This window comes from Nocardia altamirensis NBRC 108246 (assembly GCF_001612685.1).
GTDB lineage: Bacteria > Actinomycetota > Actinomycetes > Mycobacteriales > Mycobacteriaceae > Nocardia > Nocardia altamirensis.
In genome coordinates this window covers 57641-76542 of the sequence record NZ_BDAY01000061.1, presented here as the reverse complement: position 1 = coordinate 76542, position 18902 = coordinate 57641, and the positions used below count along the sequence as shown (strand labels likewise).

General features: G+C 65.6%; 17 protein-coding genes. 7 read left to right on the top strand and 10 right to left on the bottom strand.

The window, feature by feature from the left end:
* The first annotated feature begins 325 nt into the window (after positions 1 to 325).
* Entirely contained in the window at positions 326 to 1165 is an 840-nt protein-coding gene (locus NA11_RS29350) for a patatin-like phospholipase family protein (protein WP_069165264.1), read from the top strand.
* A gap of 25 nt (positions 1166 to 1190) precedes the next feature.
* Positions 1191 to 1520 carry a hypothetical protein gene (locus NA11_RS29345; RefSeq protein WP_069165263.1) on the top strand — a complete coding sequence of 110 codons (330 nt, stop codon included), beginning with the start codon at positions 1191 to 1193 and terminating at the stop codon, positions 1518 to 1520.
* Positions 1521 to 1538: 18 nt separating this feature from the next.
* Here NA11_RS29345 and NA11_RS29340 read toward each other — a convergent pair whose 3' ends face one another.
* Both NA11_RS29340 and NA11_RS29335 read right to left on the bottom strand, forming a co-directional pair.
* Complete coding sequence (locus tag NA11_RS29340; protein WP_069165262.1) at positions 1539 to 2123, bottom strand: short chain dehydrogenase; 585 nt, start codon at positions 2121 to 2123, stop codon at positions 1539 to 1541.
* A 42-nt stretch (positions 2124 to 2165) separates the two neighbouring features.
* Positions 2166 to 3275, bottom strand: a complete 1110-nt coding sequence (locus NA11_RS29335; RefSeq protein WP_069165261.1) for an NADH:flavin oxidoreductase — start codon at positions 3273 to 3275, stop codon at positions 2166 to 2168.
* A 234-nt stretch (positions 3276 to 3509) separates the two neighbouring features.
* On the opposite strand from NA11_RS29335, the gene NA11_RS29330 reads away from it, so the two are divergent.
* Complete coding sequence (locus NA11_RS29330; RefSeq protein ID WP_141717910.1) at positions 3510 to 3953, top strand: MarR family winged helix-turn-helix transcriptional regulator; 444 nt, start codon at positions 3510 to 3512, stop codon at positions 3951 to 3953.
* A gap of 101 nt (positions 3954 to 4054) precedes the next feature.
* Here NA11_RS29330 and NA11_RS29325 read toward each other — a convergent pair whose 3' ends face one another.
* Positions 4055 to 5599, bottom strand: coding sequence for an alpha/beta fold hydrolase (locus tag NA11_RS29325; RefSeq protein WP_141717909.1), 1545 nt, complete (start codon positions 5597 to 5599; stop codon positions 4055 to 4057).
* 345 nt (positions 5600 to 5944) lie between these two features.
* On the opposite strand from NA11_RS29325, the gene NA11_RS45065 reads away from it, so the two are divergent.
* Positions 5945 to 6130, top strand: coding sequence for a hypothetical protein (locus NA11_RS45065; RefSeq protein ID WP_141717908.1), 186 nt, complete (start codon positions 5945 to 5947; stop codon positions 6128 to 6130).
* A 10-nt stretch (positions 6131 to 6140) separates the two neighbouring features.
* Here NA11_RS45065 and NA11_RS29320 read toward each other — a convergent pair whose 3' ends face one another.
* A complete protein-coding gene (locus NA11_RS29320) occupies positions 6141 to 6614 on the bottom strand; it encodes a GNAT family N-acetyltransferase (protein WP_069165258.1) in 474 nt (157 codons plus the stop codon).
* A 134-nt stretch (positions 6615 to 6748) separates the two neighbouring features.
* The gene (locus NA11_RS29315) at positions 6749 to 8050 is read right to left on the bottom strand and encodes a GGDEF domain-containing protein (RefSeq protein WP_084655175.1); all 1302 of its coding nucleotides are present in this window, start codon (positions 8048 to 8050) and stop codon (positions 6749 to 6751) included.
* Between the two features lie 222 nt (positions 8051 to 8272).
* Between NA11_RS29315 and NA11_RS29310 the strand changes: the two genes are divergently transcribed.
* Positions 8273 to 10555 carry a serine/threonine-protein kinase gene (locus NA11_RS29310; protein WP_084655174.1) on the top strand — a complete coding sequence of 761 codons (2283 nt, stop codon included), beginning with the start codon at positions 8273 to 8275 and terminating at the stop codon, positions 10553 to 10555.
* Here the strand turns inward: NA11_RS29310 and NA11_RS29305 are convergent.
* From NA11_RS29305 to NA11_RS29285, 5 genes are all read right to left on the bottom strand, one after another.
* A complete protein-coding gene (locus tag NA11_RS29305; protein WP_174567749.1) occupies positions 10512 to 11894 on the bottom strand; it encodes a serine hydrolase domain-containing protein in 1383 nt (460 codons plus the stop codon). The genes NA11_RS29310 and NA11_RS29305 overlap by 44 nt on opposite strands.
* Positions 11895 to 12010: 116 nt before the next feature.
* A complete protein-coding gene (locus tag NA11_RS29300; RefSeq protein ID WP_084655173.1) occupies positions 12011 to 13633 on the bottom strand; it encodes a DUF8224 domain-containing phage-derived protein in 1623 nt (540 codons plus the stop codon).
* 182 nt (positions 13634 to 13815) lie between these two features.
* Positions 13816 to 14313 (bottom strand): hypothetical protein, encoded by a 498-nt coding sequence (locus tag NA11_RS29295; protein WP_069165255.1) that lies wholly within the window; start codon positions 14311 to 14313, stop codon positions 13816 to 13818.
* An 81-nt stretch (positions 14314 to 14394) separates the two neighbouring features.
* Positions 14395 to 14979 carry a hypothetical protein gene (locus tag NA11_RS29290; RefSeq protein WP_069165254.1) on the bottom strand — a complete coding sequence of 195 codons (585 nt, stop codon included), beginning with the start codon at positions 14977 to 14979 and terminating at the stop codon, positions 14395 to 14397.
* A gap of 105 nt (positions 14980 to 15084) precedes the next feature.
* On the bottom strand, positions 15085 to 16545 hold the full coding sequence (locus NA11_RS29285) for an aldehyde dehydrogenase family protein (RefSeq protein ID WP_069165253.1): 1461 nt from the start codon (positions 16543 to 16545) through the stop codon (positions 15085 to 15087).
* A gap of 165 nt (positions 16546 to 16710) precedes the next feature.
* Here NA11_RS29285 and NA11_RS29280 point away from each other — a divergent pair, with 165 nt between their 5' ends.
* Together NA11_RS29280 and NA11_RS29275 are read left to right on the top strand one after the other, a co-directional pair.
* Positions 16711 to 17538: an IclR family transcriptional regulator gene (locus tag NA11_RS29280; protein WP_069165277.1), complete on the top strand. Its 828-nt coding sequence runs from the start codon at positions 16711 to 16713 to the stop codon at positions 17536 to 17538.
* Positions 17539 to 17611: 73 nt separating this feature from the next.
* Positions 17612 to 18814 carry an alkane 1-monooxygenase gene (locus NA11_RS29275; RefSeq protein WP_069165252.1) on the top strand — a complete coding sequence of 401 codons (1203 nt, stop codon included), beginning with the start codon at positions 17612 to 17614 and terminating at the stop codon, positions 18812 to 18814.
* The last annotated feature ends 88 nt before the right edge of the window (positions 18815 to 18902 follow it).

Genomic DNA, 18902 nt, shown 5'->3' with positions numbered 1-18902 from the left:
ATCCCCGGGCACCTCACCCGGGGATCCACCCTCCGTGCACCGTCAACGATGCCGAACACGGGAGGGTGATCTCCCGCCGATCGTGTGAGCGGGCGGTTCTCGGGCCGGAGACGCTCTGGTCAGTCGGCTCCGCCAGTTCATCGGATCCGCGCCGACGCCGAGGAGATCCAGCCAGTACCGCAGGGCCCCACGCGATCCCGACCGAACACCAGATCCGCCCTTTCGGTGGTACGCCGAGTTTGGGGTGAGATGTCGTCGGAGCCATTCAGCGCGCCCCGCGTGTCGCAACTTGGGGCAGATCGTAACTGCGACAAAGATTCTGACCATGACAGAGACCTCGTCACCTGCGCCTGGCCGGACCGCGCTCGTCTTGGGTGGCAGCGGCCCGGCACGGATGGGATGGGTGGTCGGGCTGGTGACCGGACTGACCAACCTCGGAGCACAGCTCGGCAAAGCGGACCGGATTGTGGGCACCTCCGGAGGTGCACTCGTGTCGGCCATGCTGACCACGCAAGGCGATCTGATGCGGTTGTTGGGTCCCGACGCTTCGCCAGCCCCGCCAACCGATCCGCAGGTCACCGCCGACGCGCTGACGCTACTCGGTCAACCGGGCCTCGACCTGGCGCAGGCACGGCGCAAGGCAGGTGAGATAGCCGCAGCGGCCGCGAGTAGCAATCCACGAGAACACATCGCCCGCATGCACGCACTGACCAGAACCGCGACATGGCCCCAACGGGAGCTCGTGATCACTGCTGTCGACATCACCACCGGCGCGCTGCACGAGTGGACGCGCGAAGGAGCGGCATCACTACCCGAAGCCATGGCATCCAGCACCGCGGTACCCGGCGTGCTCCCCCCGATTCCCATCGACGGCCACTGCTATATCGACGGCGGCATCGGTTCCTCGATCAACGCCCACCTGGCCACCGACGCCGACCTGATCCTCATCATCCAAGCCATGACCGACGAATTCTCGCGGCTGCCCACCGATCAGGACCTCGGCCGCGCCACCGCCCTGACACTCGTGCCCGACGACGCCGCGATCACCGCATGCGGCACCGACAGCTTCGACCTCACCCGCCAGCCCGCCGCCTACGACGCCGGTCTGCGCCAATCCGAGGACGCGGCACTGCGATTGAAGGAGTTCGGCTGGCCGACCCGCTGACCAAGCTCACCTGCCCCCGCTGCTGATGTTCCCGTCGTCGACGGGCGACGAAGGCATCGCCGCCCTCCTCGCCGAGACCGACTACCACGAGGTCGGCCTTCCGCCCGAGAATGCCGCGGACCTCTACGAACTCGCGGGTTACCTCGACCAGACACCGTTGCCCGCCGACCAGCTGCAGGCGCTGCTGAACCAAGCATGTCGCCGCCTCCAATCGACCGACTGGCCGATCGCTGTCGCGGACGGGTTCCTGGTGTTCGCCACCGACCTCGAACTGGTCGATCTGGCGGACAACCTCCGCGCCGTCACCACGGCGGCCCGCACCGCGCAGGTCCTCGCCCTGGTCGAATCGGAATAACCAGCTAGCCCGACACATTCACGGCCGGAACACTTGCCCCTGCGAAACGCCTTCTACCGCAGCCACATACGTCTTGGCGACGTCGGCAGCGGAGGTGCCGCCCGACTCGTCCATACCGAGTTTCACGAGCGTCTCGCTGATCCAGCCCGGGCTGACCGCATTGATACGCAGCCCACGCGGCAGCTCGGCAGCGGCGTTTCTGACGAAACCCTCCAGTCCAGAGTTCACCAGTGCGCCCAAGGAGCCACCGGCCAGCGGTGACGCAAAAGTACCCGCGGTCAGCGTGATGGAACCACCGTCGCGCAAACTGTGAATCGCACGCCGCGCCAAGGCAACCTGGCCGAGCAGCTTGTCATGCAGACCTGCCGCGAACTCGACATCGGAGACCTGCTGCAGGTCCACCAGCGGCCCGCTCGCCGCACAGCACACCACCGCGTCCAAGCCGGTCACTTCGGCGAAGAGCGCGTCCAACGAGTCCATGTCAGCGAGGTCGACCCGTACCGGCCCGCTCCGCGCTGCCCGCACCACCTCGTGGGAGTCCGCCAGCGCCTCGGCAACCGCACCGCCGAGCGTCCCGCTGGCCCCGATCACAAGTACCTTCACACGTCGATCATGCCGGTGACGAGTGCCGCACAGCCACTGGTGTCAGTTGAGCGACTTCAGGACCGAGCGGTCGAAGGCGATGGTCTCGTCGAGGTTGCCATGTAAAGCCTTGTTGGCCCAGTCCGGATTGGCCAGCAGTGCTCGGCCGACGGCGACGAGGTCGAATTCGTCGCGTTCGAGGCGATCGAGCAGCTGATCGATGCCCGCCACGGCCGCCTGCTTCTGCCATCCGCCTGCTCCGACGAACTCTTGGTCCAGCCCGACCGAGCCGACGGTCACCGTGGTTTTGCCGGTGAGCTTCTTGACCCAGCCGGCGAGATTGAGGTCGCTGCCGTCGAATTCGGGCAGCCAGTATCGGCGGGTGGAGGCGTGGAAGGCGTCGACGCCTGCGTCGACCAGCGGTGTCAGGATCTGCTCCAGCTCGCCGGCGGTCTCGGCGATCTTGGCCTGGTAGTTTCCTGACTTCCATTGGGAGAGACGGAGAAAGAGCGGGAAGCCGGGCGAGACCGCAGCACGCACGGCCTCGACGATCTCCACCGCGAACCGGGCCCGTGACGCGTGGTCACCGCCGTAGCGGTCGGTGCGCTGGTTGGTGCCGCTCCACAGGAAGCTGTCGATGAGATAGCCGTGTGCGCCGTGCAATTCGGCACCGTCGAATCCGAGACGCTCCGCCGCCGCAGCAGCGTCGGCGAACGCGGCGACCGTGTCGTCGATGTCGCGCTGCGTCATGGCTTTTCCGGTCGGGTCTCCGGACAGCCCTACGCCGGAAGGGCTTTCGGCGGGCGGCTCGGTCGCGGTGCGTGCCACGCCGGTGTGCCACAGCTGCGGGATGATCCGGCCGCCGGCGAGGTGCACCTGCTCGGCGACGTGTGCCCAGCCTGCGAGCGCCTGCTCACCGTAGAAGAGCGGAACGTTGTCGTAGGCGCTGGCCGCTTCGCGGTTGATGTAGGTGCCCTCGGTGATGATGAGACCCACATTGTTGGCCGCGCGGCGGGCGTAGTACTCGGCGACGTCGGGCCCAGGAACGCCGCCCGGCGACATGTTCCGAGTCATCGGCGCCATCGCGATCCGGTTCGACACGGTCAGATCGCCGACCGTGAGCGGCCGATCCAGCAACCGGCGGATGCGCGTGGTGTCTACTGCCGAAGTCATATCGTCTCCAGGGTCGGCGCGCCGAGGTGATGACAGCATCATGGTCGGCTGCGGTATGGGGAAAGCAGGTTACGAACGGGGCGCTCAAGGCTTCGAATAGTTGAGCAACTCAAGCAACTGACTGACAGTACAGCCGCAAGTACTTGAGTCTGTCAAGCATTCCGCCCAGCGGAATGGGCGCGATACCCTGCCGCAAAGCTTGAGTTCATCAAGTATTTGGCATACCTTTGCACTGTGCCACCCGCATCGGCGACCGCGCCGACCTCGCTCGATGTCATGGAGACCCTCACCGAGTTCTGCCGCGTCTATGTCCGGGATTTCCTCGCTGCCGCTCAACGCTTGGACCTGACCTACAACCAAGCCAAGCTCGTCTGCCTACTGGTCGAACCGCGAGCGATGCGCGAACTGGCCGACGCCTTGTCCTGTGACGCGTCGAATATCACCTTGCTGATCGATCGACTCGAGCACCGTGGTCTTGTCGAGCGGCACGTCGACCAAGCCGATCGCCGCGTGAAGAAGGTAGTCGCCACCGCCGAGGGCGCCGCAGTCGCCAAGCAGGTGCGCGAGCAAATGCACGGCGCCCGCGCGGCGCTCGACTCCTTGAGTCCGGCGCGTCGGCGCAGCCTGCAAAGCATCGTCGAGGAGTTGCACACGCACATGGTCAGCAACCCGGACTGACCCGCCCTCACATCCGCTCGCAGCCCGTGGACGCGATAGCTGTATCGCCGACCCCGGCGCGCAACGAATCGTTGAAGTCGTTGCCGAGTCGGAACGAATGCCTAGTCGGTACCTCCGGCGCAGGTGGTGCCGGATCGTGGGGCTGCCAGATCGATGAGGTAGGCGGTTTCGGTGTCCCGGGCGCATTGGCTGTGGCCGAAGCCGGAGTGGCCTTCGCCGTCGACGGTGAGCAGACGGCCGTTCTGCAGCATGCGGGTCAGGGCAACTGCGTCCTGGTAGGGCGTGTCAGGGTCGCCGGTAGTGCCGACGACGAGGATGGGTGCGGATCCGGCGGCCGACCATGGGCCCGCGTAGCGGCTGGCCCGAGGGGCGGACCAGCGTTGGCAGGCGTTGGCGTGGGAGTGGTCGTAGCCGGGTGGGCCCCAGGCGGCGACCGGGCCCATGCGTGGGGCGGCGGCTACGTCGAGGGCAAGGCGCGCTTGGAGTTCCAGCGTCAGCGGCGGGTAGACGCGGTCGGCGCATTCGACTGCCACGTTGGCGGCGAAGAATTCGGCGAGACGGCCGATCTTGCGCAGGGCAGGTCCGTCTCGATGGTCGGCAGCTTGCCGAAGCGAGTCGGCGATGGCGGGCCATGCCGCGCGGCCGCCGTTGACCTGCAACGTAAGTCCGTACGCGAGGGATGCTCCGTTGGCGACGACTTGACCGCTTTCATCGCGCACCGGGTTGTCGGCGAGATCGGCGATGAGGGCATCAAGGGCCGCACCCGGTCCGCCGCGCGCCGGATCGCCGAATTGGCACGCCGCTCGATCGGTCGCACACCAGTCGAGGAATCGGTTGAGCGCGGCTTCCAATTCGACGTACTGGCCGTAGTCATAGGCGTACGGGTCGTTGGCATAGGTCTCGGGGTTGTAGGCCCCGTCGAGTACCGAAGCCCGAATCCGTTGCGGGAACAGGTTGGCGTAGACGGCCCCGATCATGGTGCCGAAAGACACTCCGAGATAATTGATTTCGTTGTCGCCGACGGCGGCCCGCAGCAGGTCCATGTCCCTGGCCACGAATTCGGTTCCGATATAAGGCAATATGTCGCCACTGCGCGCCTGGCAGGCCGCATTGAACCGTGCGGCCGAGTCCTGCCCGCGTTCGAAGGCTCCCGGCCGCCAGTGCGCAGGGACCGCGGCCCATTCACGCTGCATCTCCTCAGCCGTCCAGCACTCGACTGCGCGACTTTTGCCAACCCCACGCGGGTCGAACCCCACCACATCGAACCGCGCCGCAATCTCTTCCGGCATCGTGTTGATCACGCTGGAAACGAACCCGACCCCGGAACCCCCTGGCCCGCCGGGATTCACGAACAGGGACCCGATCCGCCGCGCCGGATCACCGGCCACATGCCGCCGAACAGCCAGGGAAATCGTCCCAGCCCCCGGATTGCGATAGTCGAGCGGCACGTCCGCCGTCGCACATTGATACCCGGGATCCCCGCAGTCGGCCCATGCCAACTCCGGCACCGCCACGCCCGGCACTCCCCCAGGCGGAGCGTCCGAGGACGCTATCGCCAGATGATCTCCGGCCCCGATGACCAGCACCATCGCCGTGAGGAGGATGGCAGCCCGACTACGCCAGTGACGAAACACAGGTACCAGCATATTGATCTCCACCCGAATTGTGTTGCGTCCGAACAATCCTGGCCACAACTTGGCACCAGTCAACTCATGAGGAGGCAGTCGGGGCAGTCCGGCGTAGGGTGCCGCCGATCCCGAGACAAGCGTCGCGACGGAGGAATACGGGTCGAAGATCCACGTGTTGCCAACGGGCCTGCCTGCCGCTGTCGGATCTGTACTCCGTTCAACCGACAAACTCCCTATAACCTCACGACCCTTCCTTCACCTTGGCTACAGTGACGGCGTGGTCGACGAAAACAACGATCACAATAGAAGATTAACCATTAATCACTCTAAGCAATTTTGAGAAACCACAGAAGGAACCGAGCCATGCCGAACGAAACTTGGATCGAGCCCAAGAGCCACTACCAGGCGACGGGATCAGTATCCAACGGCCGGATGACCAATGCCGAAGTCACCGACAATAACGGGCTCCTCAAAGATCGCAACCGTACGTTTGATTCCAAAGAAGACTTCTACCGATGGGCCAAGAAATCCGCAGGCATAAATTGGTGAACGCCTAGCTTCATTTACTGGTGAGGACTCGGGCGAGAAGCATTGTGGCGGGGCCGAAGTCTGCTCTCTCGTAGAAGGGCACTGACAGGTCGGTTGGTGAGAGGACTATTCGGGCGCAGCCGAGGTCCTGGGCATAGGCGGTCAAGGCGTTGAGGAGAGCTGTGCCGATGCCTTGACCTCTGTGTTCGGCGAGGACGAATGCGTTGCCGAGATAGCCCCATCGTGAGGCGGGGTGGCCGGGGCGGGGCATTCGTTCGAAGACGGCGAGGTTGACCATTCCGACTGCGATGCTGTCGATCTCGGCCAGGAACGTCGTCCGCCGGGACGACTCGGTTGTGTACCACTGGGCGAATTGGTCATCGAATCCGTTGTCCTCCAATGGCCGGCCTGCTTGCTCTTCCGACCACTGTCGGCGTAGTCGTGCCAGCGCAGGGATGTCGCGGTCGTCGGTCTGTCGAATGGAGACAGCGCGGGTGACGGTCATCGGCCAACCTTATCGATCCCGGCGTGCCGAGACCGTCAGCGGTCGTACATCACCGCCTCTCGGTCGACCAAGCGACGATTCCGGGAGCCGGAGTTCCGTCTGCGATGAATGCACAGCCGGGACAGGCTGTTCGATCAGCGGGACAGGTGTGCGAGTTGGTGGTGCAGTTGCTGGTTTTCCTCGGAGAGTTCGCGAATGCGTTGTTGAGCGAGGATGAGGCGATGCTGCGTGGATTGGTCGGTGGCGCAGGACGACTCGCCGTTGATCTGCCGCTGCGGTAGTGGTGCGGCGGAGGCGAGGTTGGCGCGTACCTGGGTATGTGTGTTCCCGTCGACCACGTCGATGACGACGGCGTTGCCACCCAATTGTTTTGCCCGATACATGGCGGAATCCGAACGGAGCAGCAAATTCTGGTGCGTCGATCGCGCCTGCCACTTCTTGTTCCACGAAGGAGTGAATACCACGGCCCCCACGCTCGCGGTGACCGTGGTCGGCAGATCCGACATGGTCTCGACCGCGCCGCGCAGACGCTCCGCCACCGCATAGATGGTCGCTCCGTCCAGCCATCCGACGACGACGAATTCTTCACCGCCGGTGCGCGCGACTCTCGCCTCGGGTGGCGCCGCGGCACGCAGGCAGCCTGCCGTCCGCACCAGCACCTCATCGCCGACGGAGTGCCCGAAGGTGTCGTTGACGGTTTTGAACCGATCGAGATCGAGTGTCACGGCATAGATCCCGCCGCGACCACCGTCGTCGAAGAATTTCTCCAGATGACAATCCAACCCACGCCGGTTCAGCAAGCCGGTCAGCGGATCCGACAGTGCGTTCAGGTGAAGCAGCCAGTGGAAGAACTGCACGGTGGGGAGGACGAACGCGGTCACGAGAAGCATGATCAGCACGACCGCGACGCTCAGCGCGAGGTCGCCTCGGCCGTGCTCGGTGTGTCCCGGCTTGCCGAGGAACAGCAGGATCGCCAACAAGACGCTCGACAGCAGTGACCACGCGACGTGCGCGGCCAGGATTCGTGGACCGTGGAAGATCGTCACATAGGACCCGGTCACCACGAGCAGACCGACGCCGAGCGCGCCGAGCAGACGGTCTTGGACCATCGCGTTGTTGGCGGTGATCGCGATGTCGGCCAGTGCGACCCACACGATCGACTCGGTTTCCCGCGGCCACGGCAGCAACCACCAGCGCAACGTCCACGCCCCGGCAAGAGTGGCGGTGAGAACCGCCTGCGTCGATCCGAGCGCCCCTGCCTGACCTGCAGGCGAGAACATGGACACCACCGTGATCAACAGCATCACCGTGCCCGCGGCGGCGACCGTGCCCCGCATCCACACGAGCCCGGAATTGGCTTCGAGCGTCTCGATCAGCCAGGCGTAACCGACCCGGTCTTTCCACCAGGTCCGAAACATCGCTCGGCTGTTGGTCATCGAGATACCGCCTTATTTCGGCAATACATCCCTGGGTCGATCGTGGTTGTTCGAACAACCAATTCTGGTAGCCGAAGAGTAACTGTTACCAGATGCTCCTGCTATCGCAGTGATGGAGATCACCGTGCTCGCGGGGCATACTGGACTACCAACGATCGCGGGAGGAGCCTGCCGACGCGCGGTGGGATGTCCGTGGCTGCAGGTAGGTATGGACGGCTGGTCATGAGTGTGGAACCGACAGTGGTTTCCGACGATGTGGAACGAACTCGCTCACTGCTCGGGTCGTTGGTGGCACGGTTCGCGGCAGCATGGGATGCCGCCGGTGCCCCGCCGGAGCTCGTCGAGTTCTTGCCTGACACACCGGATTTCCGGCGGCTGTGCCTGGTGGAATTGATCAAGGTCGATCTGGAATACCGCTGGCTGCGCTTCGACTATCCGAAACGGCTCGCTGACTATCGCGGCGAGTTCGCCGAGCTGCGAGATATGCCGGTGCCACCCGATCTGATCTACGAAGAGTTGCACGCATTGCGCCGATCCGGGCGGGACCCGGGTCCGACCGGGCCGGAAACGGTCGCCGCACCTACCGAGCAAGCGACCGAGGTCGGCTATCGCAGCACCCTGATCGCCAGCCCTTGGGCACAGGAGGCACTGGAAGGGATCAACACCGGCGACCGGGTGGACGATTTCGATCTGCTCGTCGGATTGGGCGCAGGCTCGTTCGCCAGGGTGTTCCTGGCTCGGCAACGCTCGATGCAGCGGCTGGTCGCGGTGAAGATCTCCCACAACCGCGGCAGCGAACCGGAGACGCTGGCACAACTCGACCACAACTACATCGTGCGGGTCTTCGATCAGCGGTTGATCGAAGACGACGAGCTCAAATTGATGTACATGGAATACGTTCCGGGTGGCACCTTGCTCGGCGTGCTCGGCTTGGTGCGCGCGCGGCAACCGGACCGCCGCGACGGCAAGCTGCTGTTGGACGCCGTCGACGGGGCGGTGCTGAGCACGGGCGGCATCGAACCGAGCGAGTCCAATGTCCGGGCCGAGATCGCGACCTACACCTGGCCGGAAACCGTTGCGTGGCTTGGCAGTCGACTGGCCACCGCACTCGACCATGCCGGTCGGCACGGAGTCCTGCATCGTGACATCAAGCCCGCCAACGTGCTGTTGACGGCCGAAGGAATCCCGAAGCTCGCCGACTTCAATATCAGTTTCAGCCACCACGTCGCAGGTACCAGTCCCCTGGCGTATTTCGGCGGCTCGCTGGCTTATATGTCGCCCGAACAACTCGCCGCCTGCCATCCCGAGTTGCCTGTCAACGCAGCGGATTTGGACGAGCGCAGCGACATCTATGCCCTCGGCGTGATGCTGTGGGAATTGCTGACCGGCCACCGTCCTTTCGACGACGAAGTCGGCATGGGCGAATCCGACACCGCGCTCGAGCGGATGCTGGAATTGCGCAAGCACGAGATCGACGCGCGGTATCTGTCCGAACTGCCGCAGGACTGCCCGCCGACGCTGCGCCGCATCCTGCTGAAATGCCTTGCACCGCAGCGAGAAGACCGCTGGTCCACCGGCGCCGAACTGGCCCAGCAGTTCGCACTGTGCCTGGATCGCCGGGCACGGGATCTCGTCGATCCGCCGATCGGCAGCCTCCGGTCGAAACTCACCCCATGGTCGCTGCTGGCGATCGTCACGCTGGCAAGCACGATCGGCGGCGGCCTCGGCGTGGTGTACAGCAACCTGCACAACGGCCCGTTGATGCAATTGTGGCTCACGGCAGACCAACGCGAACAAATGCGCGGAGTCAGCGCGCTGCTGGAGCTGCCCGTCCCCCTAACCGTCGCCATCGTGACCAGCTATTTGTGCCGCCGGGTCTTCCTGGTATGGCGTGGGCTCCGGCGCGGTAAACATTACGACGCAGAGACTCTCGCGCTCACTAGAACAGACACGTTGCTAGACGGCGACCGCGTCGCGATGGTCGCCTTCTGCGGGTGGATCGTGTCCGCCATCGCGTTCGTGGCCGGTTTCCTGGTCTTCACCGACCTCAGTGCAGGCCAGCTCGTGCACTTCATCGCCTCTCTCGTCGTGTGCGCGACGATCGCGGTCGCTTACCCCTTCTTCCTCGTCACGCTCTTCGTCGTCCGTTGCGTCTACCCGAGCCTGCTCGACCAGGGAGCGACGACGAACGACCATGCCGACCTGCTCGCTCTCGGCAGGCGCTGCCACCGCTATCTCGCTGTGGCGGCGTCGGTTCCGCTGGTCGGCGTCGTCACCGGCCTGATGTTCTTGACCCCGCAGGAGGTCCCGCTGGTCATCGATCCGATCCGATGGCTGTGCATCGCAGGCGTTCTCGGCTTCATCGGCAACTACTGGTTGTTCCGCAAGCTGGAGGACGACCTACGTGCCTTCGACCGCGCCATCTCCGGCGCCCTGTCGAGTGACCCGACCAGAGGGCTGGTCACTGACCACGCCAGCCGGCCGGGTCGACGCCGCCGGGGATAGGGGCGGTCTGCGGGTAAGGCTCGCGGGTGAAGATGTAGCTGACCAGTTCGAGGTGGTCGACGGTGCCGTCCGGGTCGCGCACCGCCCGCAGCCGCTCGCCCGCGTAGTACCCGTCGAGGCCGATCCACGCGTCGTCGCCGTCGGGGCGGAAGCGCGAGGTGCGTCCGCCGTGCGCGAGGGCCCGCAATTCCAGCCAGCCGTCTGCGCGCAAGTGCAGCGCGATGGACGCCGAGCCCCAGTACCAAGGACCGGTGAGCGCGAGCAATGTCGGGTCGAAAGACGGTGCGGGCAGCCATTCTTCGGGCATGGCCGGCTCGTGTTCGGCCAGGATGTCCAGCATGGCCAGGTCGAGCTTGCCGCGGATGCCGCCGTAGGTGGTGTTGGACAGGAACAGCACGCCGGTGCGTTCGGCCGGATCGGCCCAGACCGTCGCGATGAATCCTGGCATCGCGCCGCCGTGCCCGAGCAGCCTGCGGCCGTTGTGCCTGCACAGTTGGACGCCGAGCCCATAGCCCTCGGTCCACGCGTCCTGGTCGATGACGGCGGCAGGCTCGCGCATCTCCTCCCAGGTGTCCTTGGCCAGCACCGCACCGGTATCGCCGCACAGGAAGATCGCCCAGCGCGCCAAATCGTCCGCGGTAGACCACAACTGACCGGCCGCGGCCATCGCGCCGTGGTCGTGCGCGGGCTCGGGCAGCACGACGTCGGCCCACGGGTGCACCGCCCACCCGGTCGCGTGCGGAGCCACCGGCGCCGGAGTGGTCCGGTCCATGCCGAGCGGCGCAAGCACCTCGGCACGCACCGCATCGAACCAGCTCTGCCCACGCAGTCGGGCGACCAGCTCACCGAGCGCGGCGTAACCCACATTGCTGTAGTGGTGTCGGCGGCCCGCCCGGTCCACCGTCGCCTCGCCGTCCATGTCGGCTGCCAGCTCGGCCCAATCGCCGCCCTTGGTGCGCTCCCACCACTCGCCGGGCGACTCGGCACGAACCCCGGCGGTGTGCGAAAGCAGTTGAGCGACAGTCCGATTCCCCATCGGCGCCCCTGGCACATGCCGCTCCAGCGGGTCGGACAAGTCCAGCTTGCCCTCGTCGCGCAGCCGCATCACCACCACGCCGATTATCGACTTGGTGATCGACCCGATCCGATACTGCGTGTCGGCGGTCGGCCGCCCCGCCGCAGCCCATCCGTCCGCTCGGCCGCGCGAATCCCACCAGGCCAACTTGCCGTCCCGAACCACCCCGGCGACCAGCGAAGGCACCCGGTAGGTCGCCTGCTCCACCGCAAGCCGATGCGCCAACGCACGCTCGGTCGTCGGCAACAGCACACTTCCTGACATCTGACACCTCTTCTTCGTCTGGTCGAGCGCGACGGCTGTCGCCGGGAACGTCCCGAGGGTAACGGCAGGAGATTTGCGCGGCGTCTGAAGTTATTGCACGAAAATGGATACCGTGCTCAGTCCCAGCGGTCGAGGGTGTAGCGGACTCGGATCCCGCCTGCGGTGACCCGGAACGTGTGGCCGAGTGTGCCGCCCTTGGAGAGCAGGAGGCCGCAGACTTCTGCTTCGTCCTTGCCTGCGACGACGGCGTCGTTGGCGTAGGCCTCCAGCGTCTTGCGGATTTCGTGGAGGTCGCTGGTGAGGAATTCGGGGAAGAAACCTGCGCCGGTCGTGTAGGTCGTGTCTTTCGCGCCTGCGAGGGCGAAGAGGACCGATTGTTCGCGGGCGGTGCGGTCGAATTCGACGTGCCAGGTCGCGGGGTGCGGGATGACGGCGGTCACCTGACGGTGTTCGCCGGGGCGTAGACCCCATTGGGTGGCTGGAGAGCCGTTCACGTAGACGTACCAGGTCACCGGGTTCCGGGTTTCGAGCTTGTCCCACTGGATGATCGGGGGCGCCTCGGGGTTCGCGGCGGTGACCATCGCGCCGTAGCTGGTGGAGGTGGACGGGACCTCGAATTCGATGCGGTCCGCAGTCGGAAGGACAGTGCGAGCGAACTTCTCCCAGGTCATCACCACCGGCGTGGCGTCGAGATCTGTTGCTCCCCTACGCTTCTCGGCGGGGATCAGGTGGGCGAAGACGCCATCGGAACGCGGCGGTGCGTCCGTCGGCGACCAGATCGGCTGCACGTCGGACAGTTTCGCGAAGCGACGCTCCAGTGACCCGGCGGCGCCCAGCTCGGCCATGACCTTTTCCGCGCGCGCGATCATCGCCGCAGTGGGTGCGGCGGTGGGCCGACGGTACTGGAGCGGGTCCATCTTTTCCGCGAAGCGGCGCTTGACGCTGTCGAAGGGAAGGCCGCCGGCGAGATCGGTGAGTAGCGTGCCGATCATGCCGCTTCTGACGTGACAGAAGCCAGCCGGAGCGGTGGCGGCGGCCACCCAGATGAGGTTGTCGCGCTGTCGCTGCGCGGAATCGCCCTGTCCGCGTATCGCATTGAGCTTCTTGTGCAGTTCCAACAGCCATTTCCCTGCGCCGAGAATCGCGTCCGAGCGGTAGAGCTGCTCGGTACGCAGCAGGGCCACTGCCTTTTTCACGACGTCGTGCGGAAATTCCGTGAGGGCGCGCTCGAGCATCTCCCGGTCGGCATTCTTCGCGGCAACATACTGCGAAGTCGTCGCGAGCGCCGAGGGAGTATGCACCAATTGTTCAGGCGGAGTGAGCGAAAGGTGGGTCCACGAGCCGCGCTCGGGATGTCCCCACTGTGTCGCGCTCGCGCAGAAGAGCGAGGTGATCGGCCTGCTCTCGACCTGCTCGGCCAACGCGACGGCCGCTTTCGCGTACTGCGGCGGCGCGCTGTCGGCCGACCACAGCGCCGACCTGGCCTTCCCGTCCTGACCGACGACCACCAGCCCGCCATAGCGATGCACGAACAATCGGCAAGTGCCGCAGTTGTTCTCGGCCGCGAGTTCCGGTGTGAGCGCGCCGAGGAAGACCTCGAACAAGTCCTCGCGCCCGACGGTGAACAGTGCGTCGCTCTTGGTCGCGGTCGCCAGGAACCGGCGCTGCACTCCGTCCAGAAACTCGGGGTACCGGTCGTCGACAGGCGGCTCGGCGCCAACCGCGGCATGCGTTGTCATAGTAGGTTTTCGATCTCTAGTGCGGATTTCGTGATCTCGACACTAGCGCTCGGCTGCCCGGCCGCCCGCACGAATATTCCCAGCGATCACGGTCCGCGCAGTCTGATCGCCATCGCCGGACGGAACAGGTCAACGCCGCGAACAAGGACGTGCGCGGCGTTGACGAACTTCGGGGTGCCGGATCAGCTCATGATGATGCCCGACCGCACACCGCCACCGGTCGAGTAGAGCGAGAAGGCGTGTCCCTTGGAGGTACAGGACAGACCAGGACCGGAGTAGTGGCCGCCTGTTGCTACGCAGGTTGCGCCGGCATGCGAGACCGAGATGCTCGCGTAGCCCTCGCCGGTCTTGACGTCGGACATGTTCGGGTTGCCGCCCGGCCGGGTGAAGGCGCCGCGAGCGAAGCCTGGGTGAGCGGGCAGCGCGGGTTGGTCGATGACTACTTGGTCGACCGGGAATGGCACAGGTACCGCGGCGTTGCCGACGGGAATTGCCACGATCCGGCTCGGGGCCACGTCGCATCCGACGGTGCCATCGCCGGTGATTGCACAGTTGACCTCGGGGCCGTAATTGAAATACACGGTGTTGGGGGTGTCGGCGTTAGCCGCCGCGACCAGCACGAACGGTGCCACCGCCGCGGCGGCCGCCATCCCGGATAGCTTCTTGCCAATGCTGTTCATGAGCTCTCCTCGATGAGATCGACAATGCAGGTTTCCTGGAGTCGGATATCTCTCGATTAATAGCTACAAGATAGCTGAATGTTACACAGTGTCGCTATCCGCACGGAACCAGGTGGACGCCAACTCCGCGATGCGGTCAGGTCCGGGATCGGCTTTGATCAGTGCACTGGCGCGCTGCGCCTCGGCCGTGGTCGGCAGAAAACCGACGAGAAGGGCGGGCAATAGCAGGCGGCGGGCCAGCAATTCCTGCGCGGAGGTCATCTGCGGGCGGCGGACGACCGAAACATTGACGCGGATCCCATGCTCGTTGCCCGGCGGAACACCCGACCGATCCGTCTCGATCGCCGCATAGCGGAATCCATGGGCGAGGTTGCACGCGGCGCAGCTCATCGGCCCGCGGCTGAGCAGACCACCACACTCGTCGCAGGTGATCCGGTCGAGGGCGGCGTCGACAACGCGCCAATCGTGCCGATCGGGCTCATCCACCACAAGACGAGCGACCTCGAGTTCGGATTCCCCCGGCCAGTCGACGAGAAACTGCCGCCACTCATCGTTGACGATCTCGTCGACAAGACCGCGACACCGTCCACAGTCGGGCCCACCGCCGTACTCATAGCCGCCGCACTCAACGCACGGAACCAACACAGCACCGACGGCGGGTCTCATGCTCCCCATCGTCACGCAGGCAGCGCACCCGATGCCACCGATTTCCGCAGACACCGCCGTACGCAACGCCCCGCGCCGATGCGGACCGCGCCCGCAGTCTCCGTCTCAGCCGGGGAACACCGTGTGGACGGTCGCCATCGTTACCCAGCGGGTGTTGGTGAATGCCTCGATCCCCCACCGCCCGCCGAAGCGGCCGTAGCCGGAGTTGCGGAAGCCGCCGAAGGGGGCGTTCGGTTCGTCGGCGACGGTTTGGTCGTTGATGTGGACGATGCCGGTGCGCAGTTGGCGCATCAGGCGGAGTGCGCGGGCGGTGTTCTCGGTGAGAATGCCTGCGGTGAGCCCGTTTTCGGTGTCGTTGGCCATTGCGGCCGCTTGCTCGTCGGTGGTGAAGGTGTCGACCGTGCAGACCGGGCCGAAGGCTTCGCTGTAGTAGAGGACGGCGTCCTTGGGCACACCGGTGAGCACGGTGGCGGGATGCACGTTGCCTTGCGGCACACCACCTCCGGCGGCCACCGTGGCGCCCCGGTCGACGGCGTCCATGATCAGCCAGGAAATCTTCTGCACGGCAGCGTGATTGACCAACGGACCGATCACGGTGTGCGGCTCGTCCGGGCTGCCCGTCGGCAGACCGGCAACGGCGTCGGCGAACTTGCGGGTGAATTCGTCGGCCACCGATTCGTGCACCAGGATGCGATCGGCGGACATGCAGATCTGACCGGAGTTGGCGAACGCCCCGAAGACCGCTGCCGACACGGCGTAGTCGATATCGGCGTCGTCCAGCACAATCACCGAGTTCTTGCCGCCCAATTCGAGCACAGCGGGCTTCAGGTGCTTGGCGGCCAGCGTGCCGATGATCCGGCCGACGTCGGTGGATCCGGTGAAGTTCACGGCGCGCACCCGCGGGTCCGCGATCAACGTCTCGGCGATCGGCGCCGCGTAGGCCGGATCGTTGGTGACGACGTTCAGCACGCCTGCGGGCAGCCCGGCATCGCGCAGCACATCGGCGATGAACAACCCGCACGACAGCGGCGCGGACTCACTCGGCTTGAGCACCACGGTATTTCCGGCCGCCAACGGTGCGGCGACCGCACGGGCGCCGAGGATGATCGGCGCGTTCCACGGCGCGAACGCCGCGACCACACCCATCGGCTCGCGCAGCGAAAGCCCGAGTACACCCTCTTGCTCCGCGGCGAGCACGTCACCGCGCGGCGCCGTCATCGCCGCCGCCGCTTCCCGAAAGATGTTGGCACCCAACGACACATTGAACTGGGCCCAGCCGCGGGTTGCGCCGATCTCACCCGCCATCAGCTCGGCCGCCTGCTCAGCACGCTCGTCGAGCAATGCCGCGGCCTTGGTGAAGATCGTCCGCTTGGCGAACGGGCTCAACACCGACCACTCCCCGAACGCGGCCTGCGCCGCATCGACCGCGGCGGTCACATCCTCGGTGCCCGCCGCCGCGACGGTGGCGTACGGGACACTGGTGTACGGACTGATCACCTCGGCGGTGTGGCCCGCGCTTGCAGCCACCTCTTTGCCGTTGATGAACAGCTCACGAGACACGGTCATGGGGCTTCCTCGAACTCGATTGCGCGGGGTAGAAGGCGACCGACAGCGAGGGTCGGCAGGAGGCAGCGCCGAGGGGTTGTCCGTCACTGTGGGTCGCCGCCACCGAGATTCGCGGGACGCCGCCCGGACCACTACATTGATTCCATTCAATGGGAGTAAATGCTCGTGGCTAGATCAACCAGTGGTGAATCGGTGCTGTCTCGGATCGTGCGCCTGTACGAGGCGTTCGATCCGGACGCCACCTCTGTCACCGTTTCCGAACTCGCGCGCCGCGCCGATTTGCCGTTGGCGACGGCGTCGCGGCTGGTGAGTGCCCTCGTCGAACACGAGTGGCTGCACCGCGACAGCAGCAGGCGCGTGCAGATCGGCGTCAGGATGTGGGAGCTCGCCGCGCGCGCCTCACCGACGCTCGGATTGCGCGATGCCGCGATGCCGTTCATGGAGGACCTGCACGCGGCCGTTGGCCAGCACGTGCAACTCAGTGTGCGCCAACAGCACGAGGTGCTGTACGTCGAGCGGCTGTCCGCACCCGGTTCCGTGCGGATCGTGAACCGGCTCGCCGGGCGGCTACCGTTGCACGCCTCCTCGCCGGGCTTGGTGTTGCTGGCGCACAGCTCCGCCGAACTCCAAGAGACGATCTTGACCGGTCCACTGCCCGCGTTCACGCCGCACACCGTCACCGATCCAAAGGTGCTGCGGGCAAAGCTGAGTGAGGTCAGGCGCACCGGATATGCCTTCTGCGAGGGTTATATCGATGAGGTATCGACTGCGGTAGCGGCTCCGCTGTACGCCTCGCGCGGCCACGTCGTCGCCGCATTGTCGGTGCTGGTGCCCAAGAACGAGTCCGCGCGCACGACGATCCCCGCGGTGCTCGCCGCGGCGCACGGCATCTCGCGAGCCCTCGGCAACCGCAGCTCCGAGCGCACTTGCCGCCGAGTAACGGAGTCGTCTGCTGCGACGACTTCTCACGGACGGCAACAAGTCACACTGTGAAGCACTCACCTAGTGAACTCTGGGCACCGCGCCAACCGCAAGCCTCCTGCCGCCTTTCCATTTGGAGGAGATTATGAAGCTCACCGGCGGGGGTTCCAGCCGCATCGACCCGAAGCGACATCTCTGGATGCTCGGCCTGCTCGCGCCGGCGTGTGCCTTGCTTCCGTCGCAGTTGGTGCTGTGGACCGGCGCACCGGTCTTCTGGTGGATCGGCCCGGTCATCGTGCTGATCGTGATCCCGGTGCTGGACTGGGTCGTTGGCGAGGACGGCACCAATCCGCGCGACGAGGACTACGAATCACTGTCCAACGACCGGTATTACCGCTGGTGCACCTACCTGTTCCTGCCGATCCAATTGACCGGGTTGGGCATTGCCGCCTACCTGTGGACGGGCGACGAGCTCGCGGTGGTCGACAAGCTGGGATTGGCCGTCACCTTGGGTTTCGTCAGCGGCATCGGCATCAACGCCGCGCACGAACTCGGGCACCGGGTCGAACATCTGGAGCGATGGCTGGCCAAGATCGCACTGGCACAGTCGGCGTACGGGCATTTCTTCATCGAGCACAACCGCGGACATCACGCCAGAGTGGCCACACCGGAAGACCCTGCGAGCGCGCGGCTGGGTGAGCCGCTGTGGGAGTTCCTGCCACGCAGCGTGATCGGCGGCTTCCGTTCCGCGGTCGAGCTGGAACGACGCAGGTTGAAGCGGAAAAAACAGCGGTGGTTGAGCATCGACAACCACATCCTGCAGGCGTGGTCGATGAGCGTGCTGCTGTTCGGCGCGTTGACCGCGGTGTTCGGCATCGCGGTGCTGCCATGGCTGCTGATCCAGGCGGTGATCGCGGTGGGGCTGCTGGAGACGGTGAACTACGTCGAGCACTACGGCCTGCTCCGCGCCAAGCGCCCCAACGGACGGTATGCCCGCTGCTCACCGCGCGACAGCTGGAACAGCGACCGACTGGTCACCAACATCTTCCTGTTCCACCTGCAGCGCCACAGTGACCACCACGCCAACCCGGGACGCCGGTATCAGACCCTGCGCAGCTCCATGCAGGCGCCGCAGTTGCCCGCGGGCTACGCGACGATGATCGTGCTCGCCGCCATCCCGCCGCTGTGGCGCTCGGTGATGGACCCGAGGGTGCTTGCCCACTACGACGGCGACATCACCCTCGCCAACGTCCAGCCGCGCCGACGTGCCGGTGACGCGGAGTCCGAGGGGAAACGGACATCGGTGTCCCTCGGCAAGCGACTTTGGGGCCGTTCGCCCGCCACCTGAAACACGTGCCTGTGGTCAAGTGGAAACATCCTGCCATCCGATGGCTAGGATGGGCCACTCATTCGATTACAACAAAAGGGGAATCTCC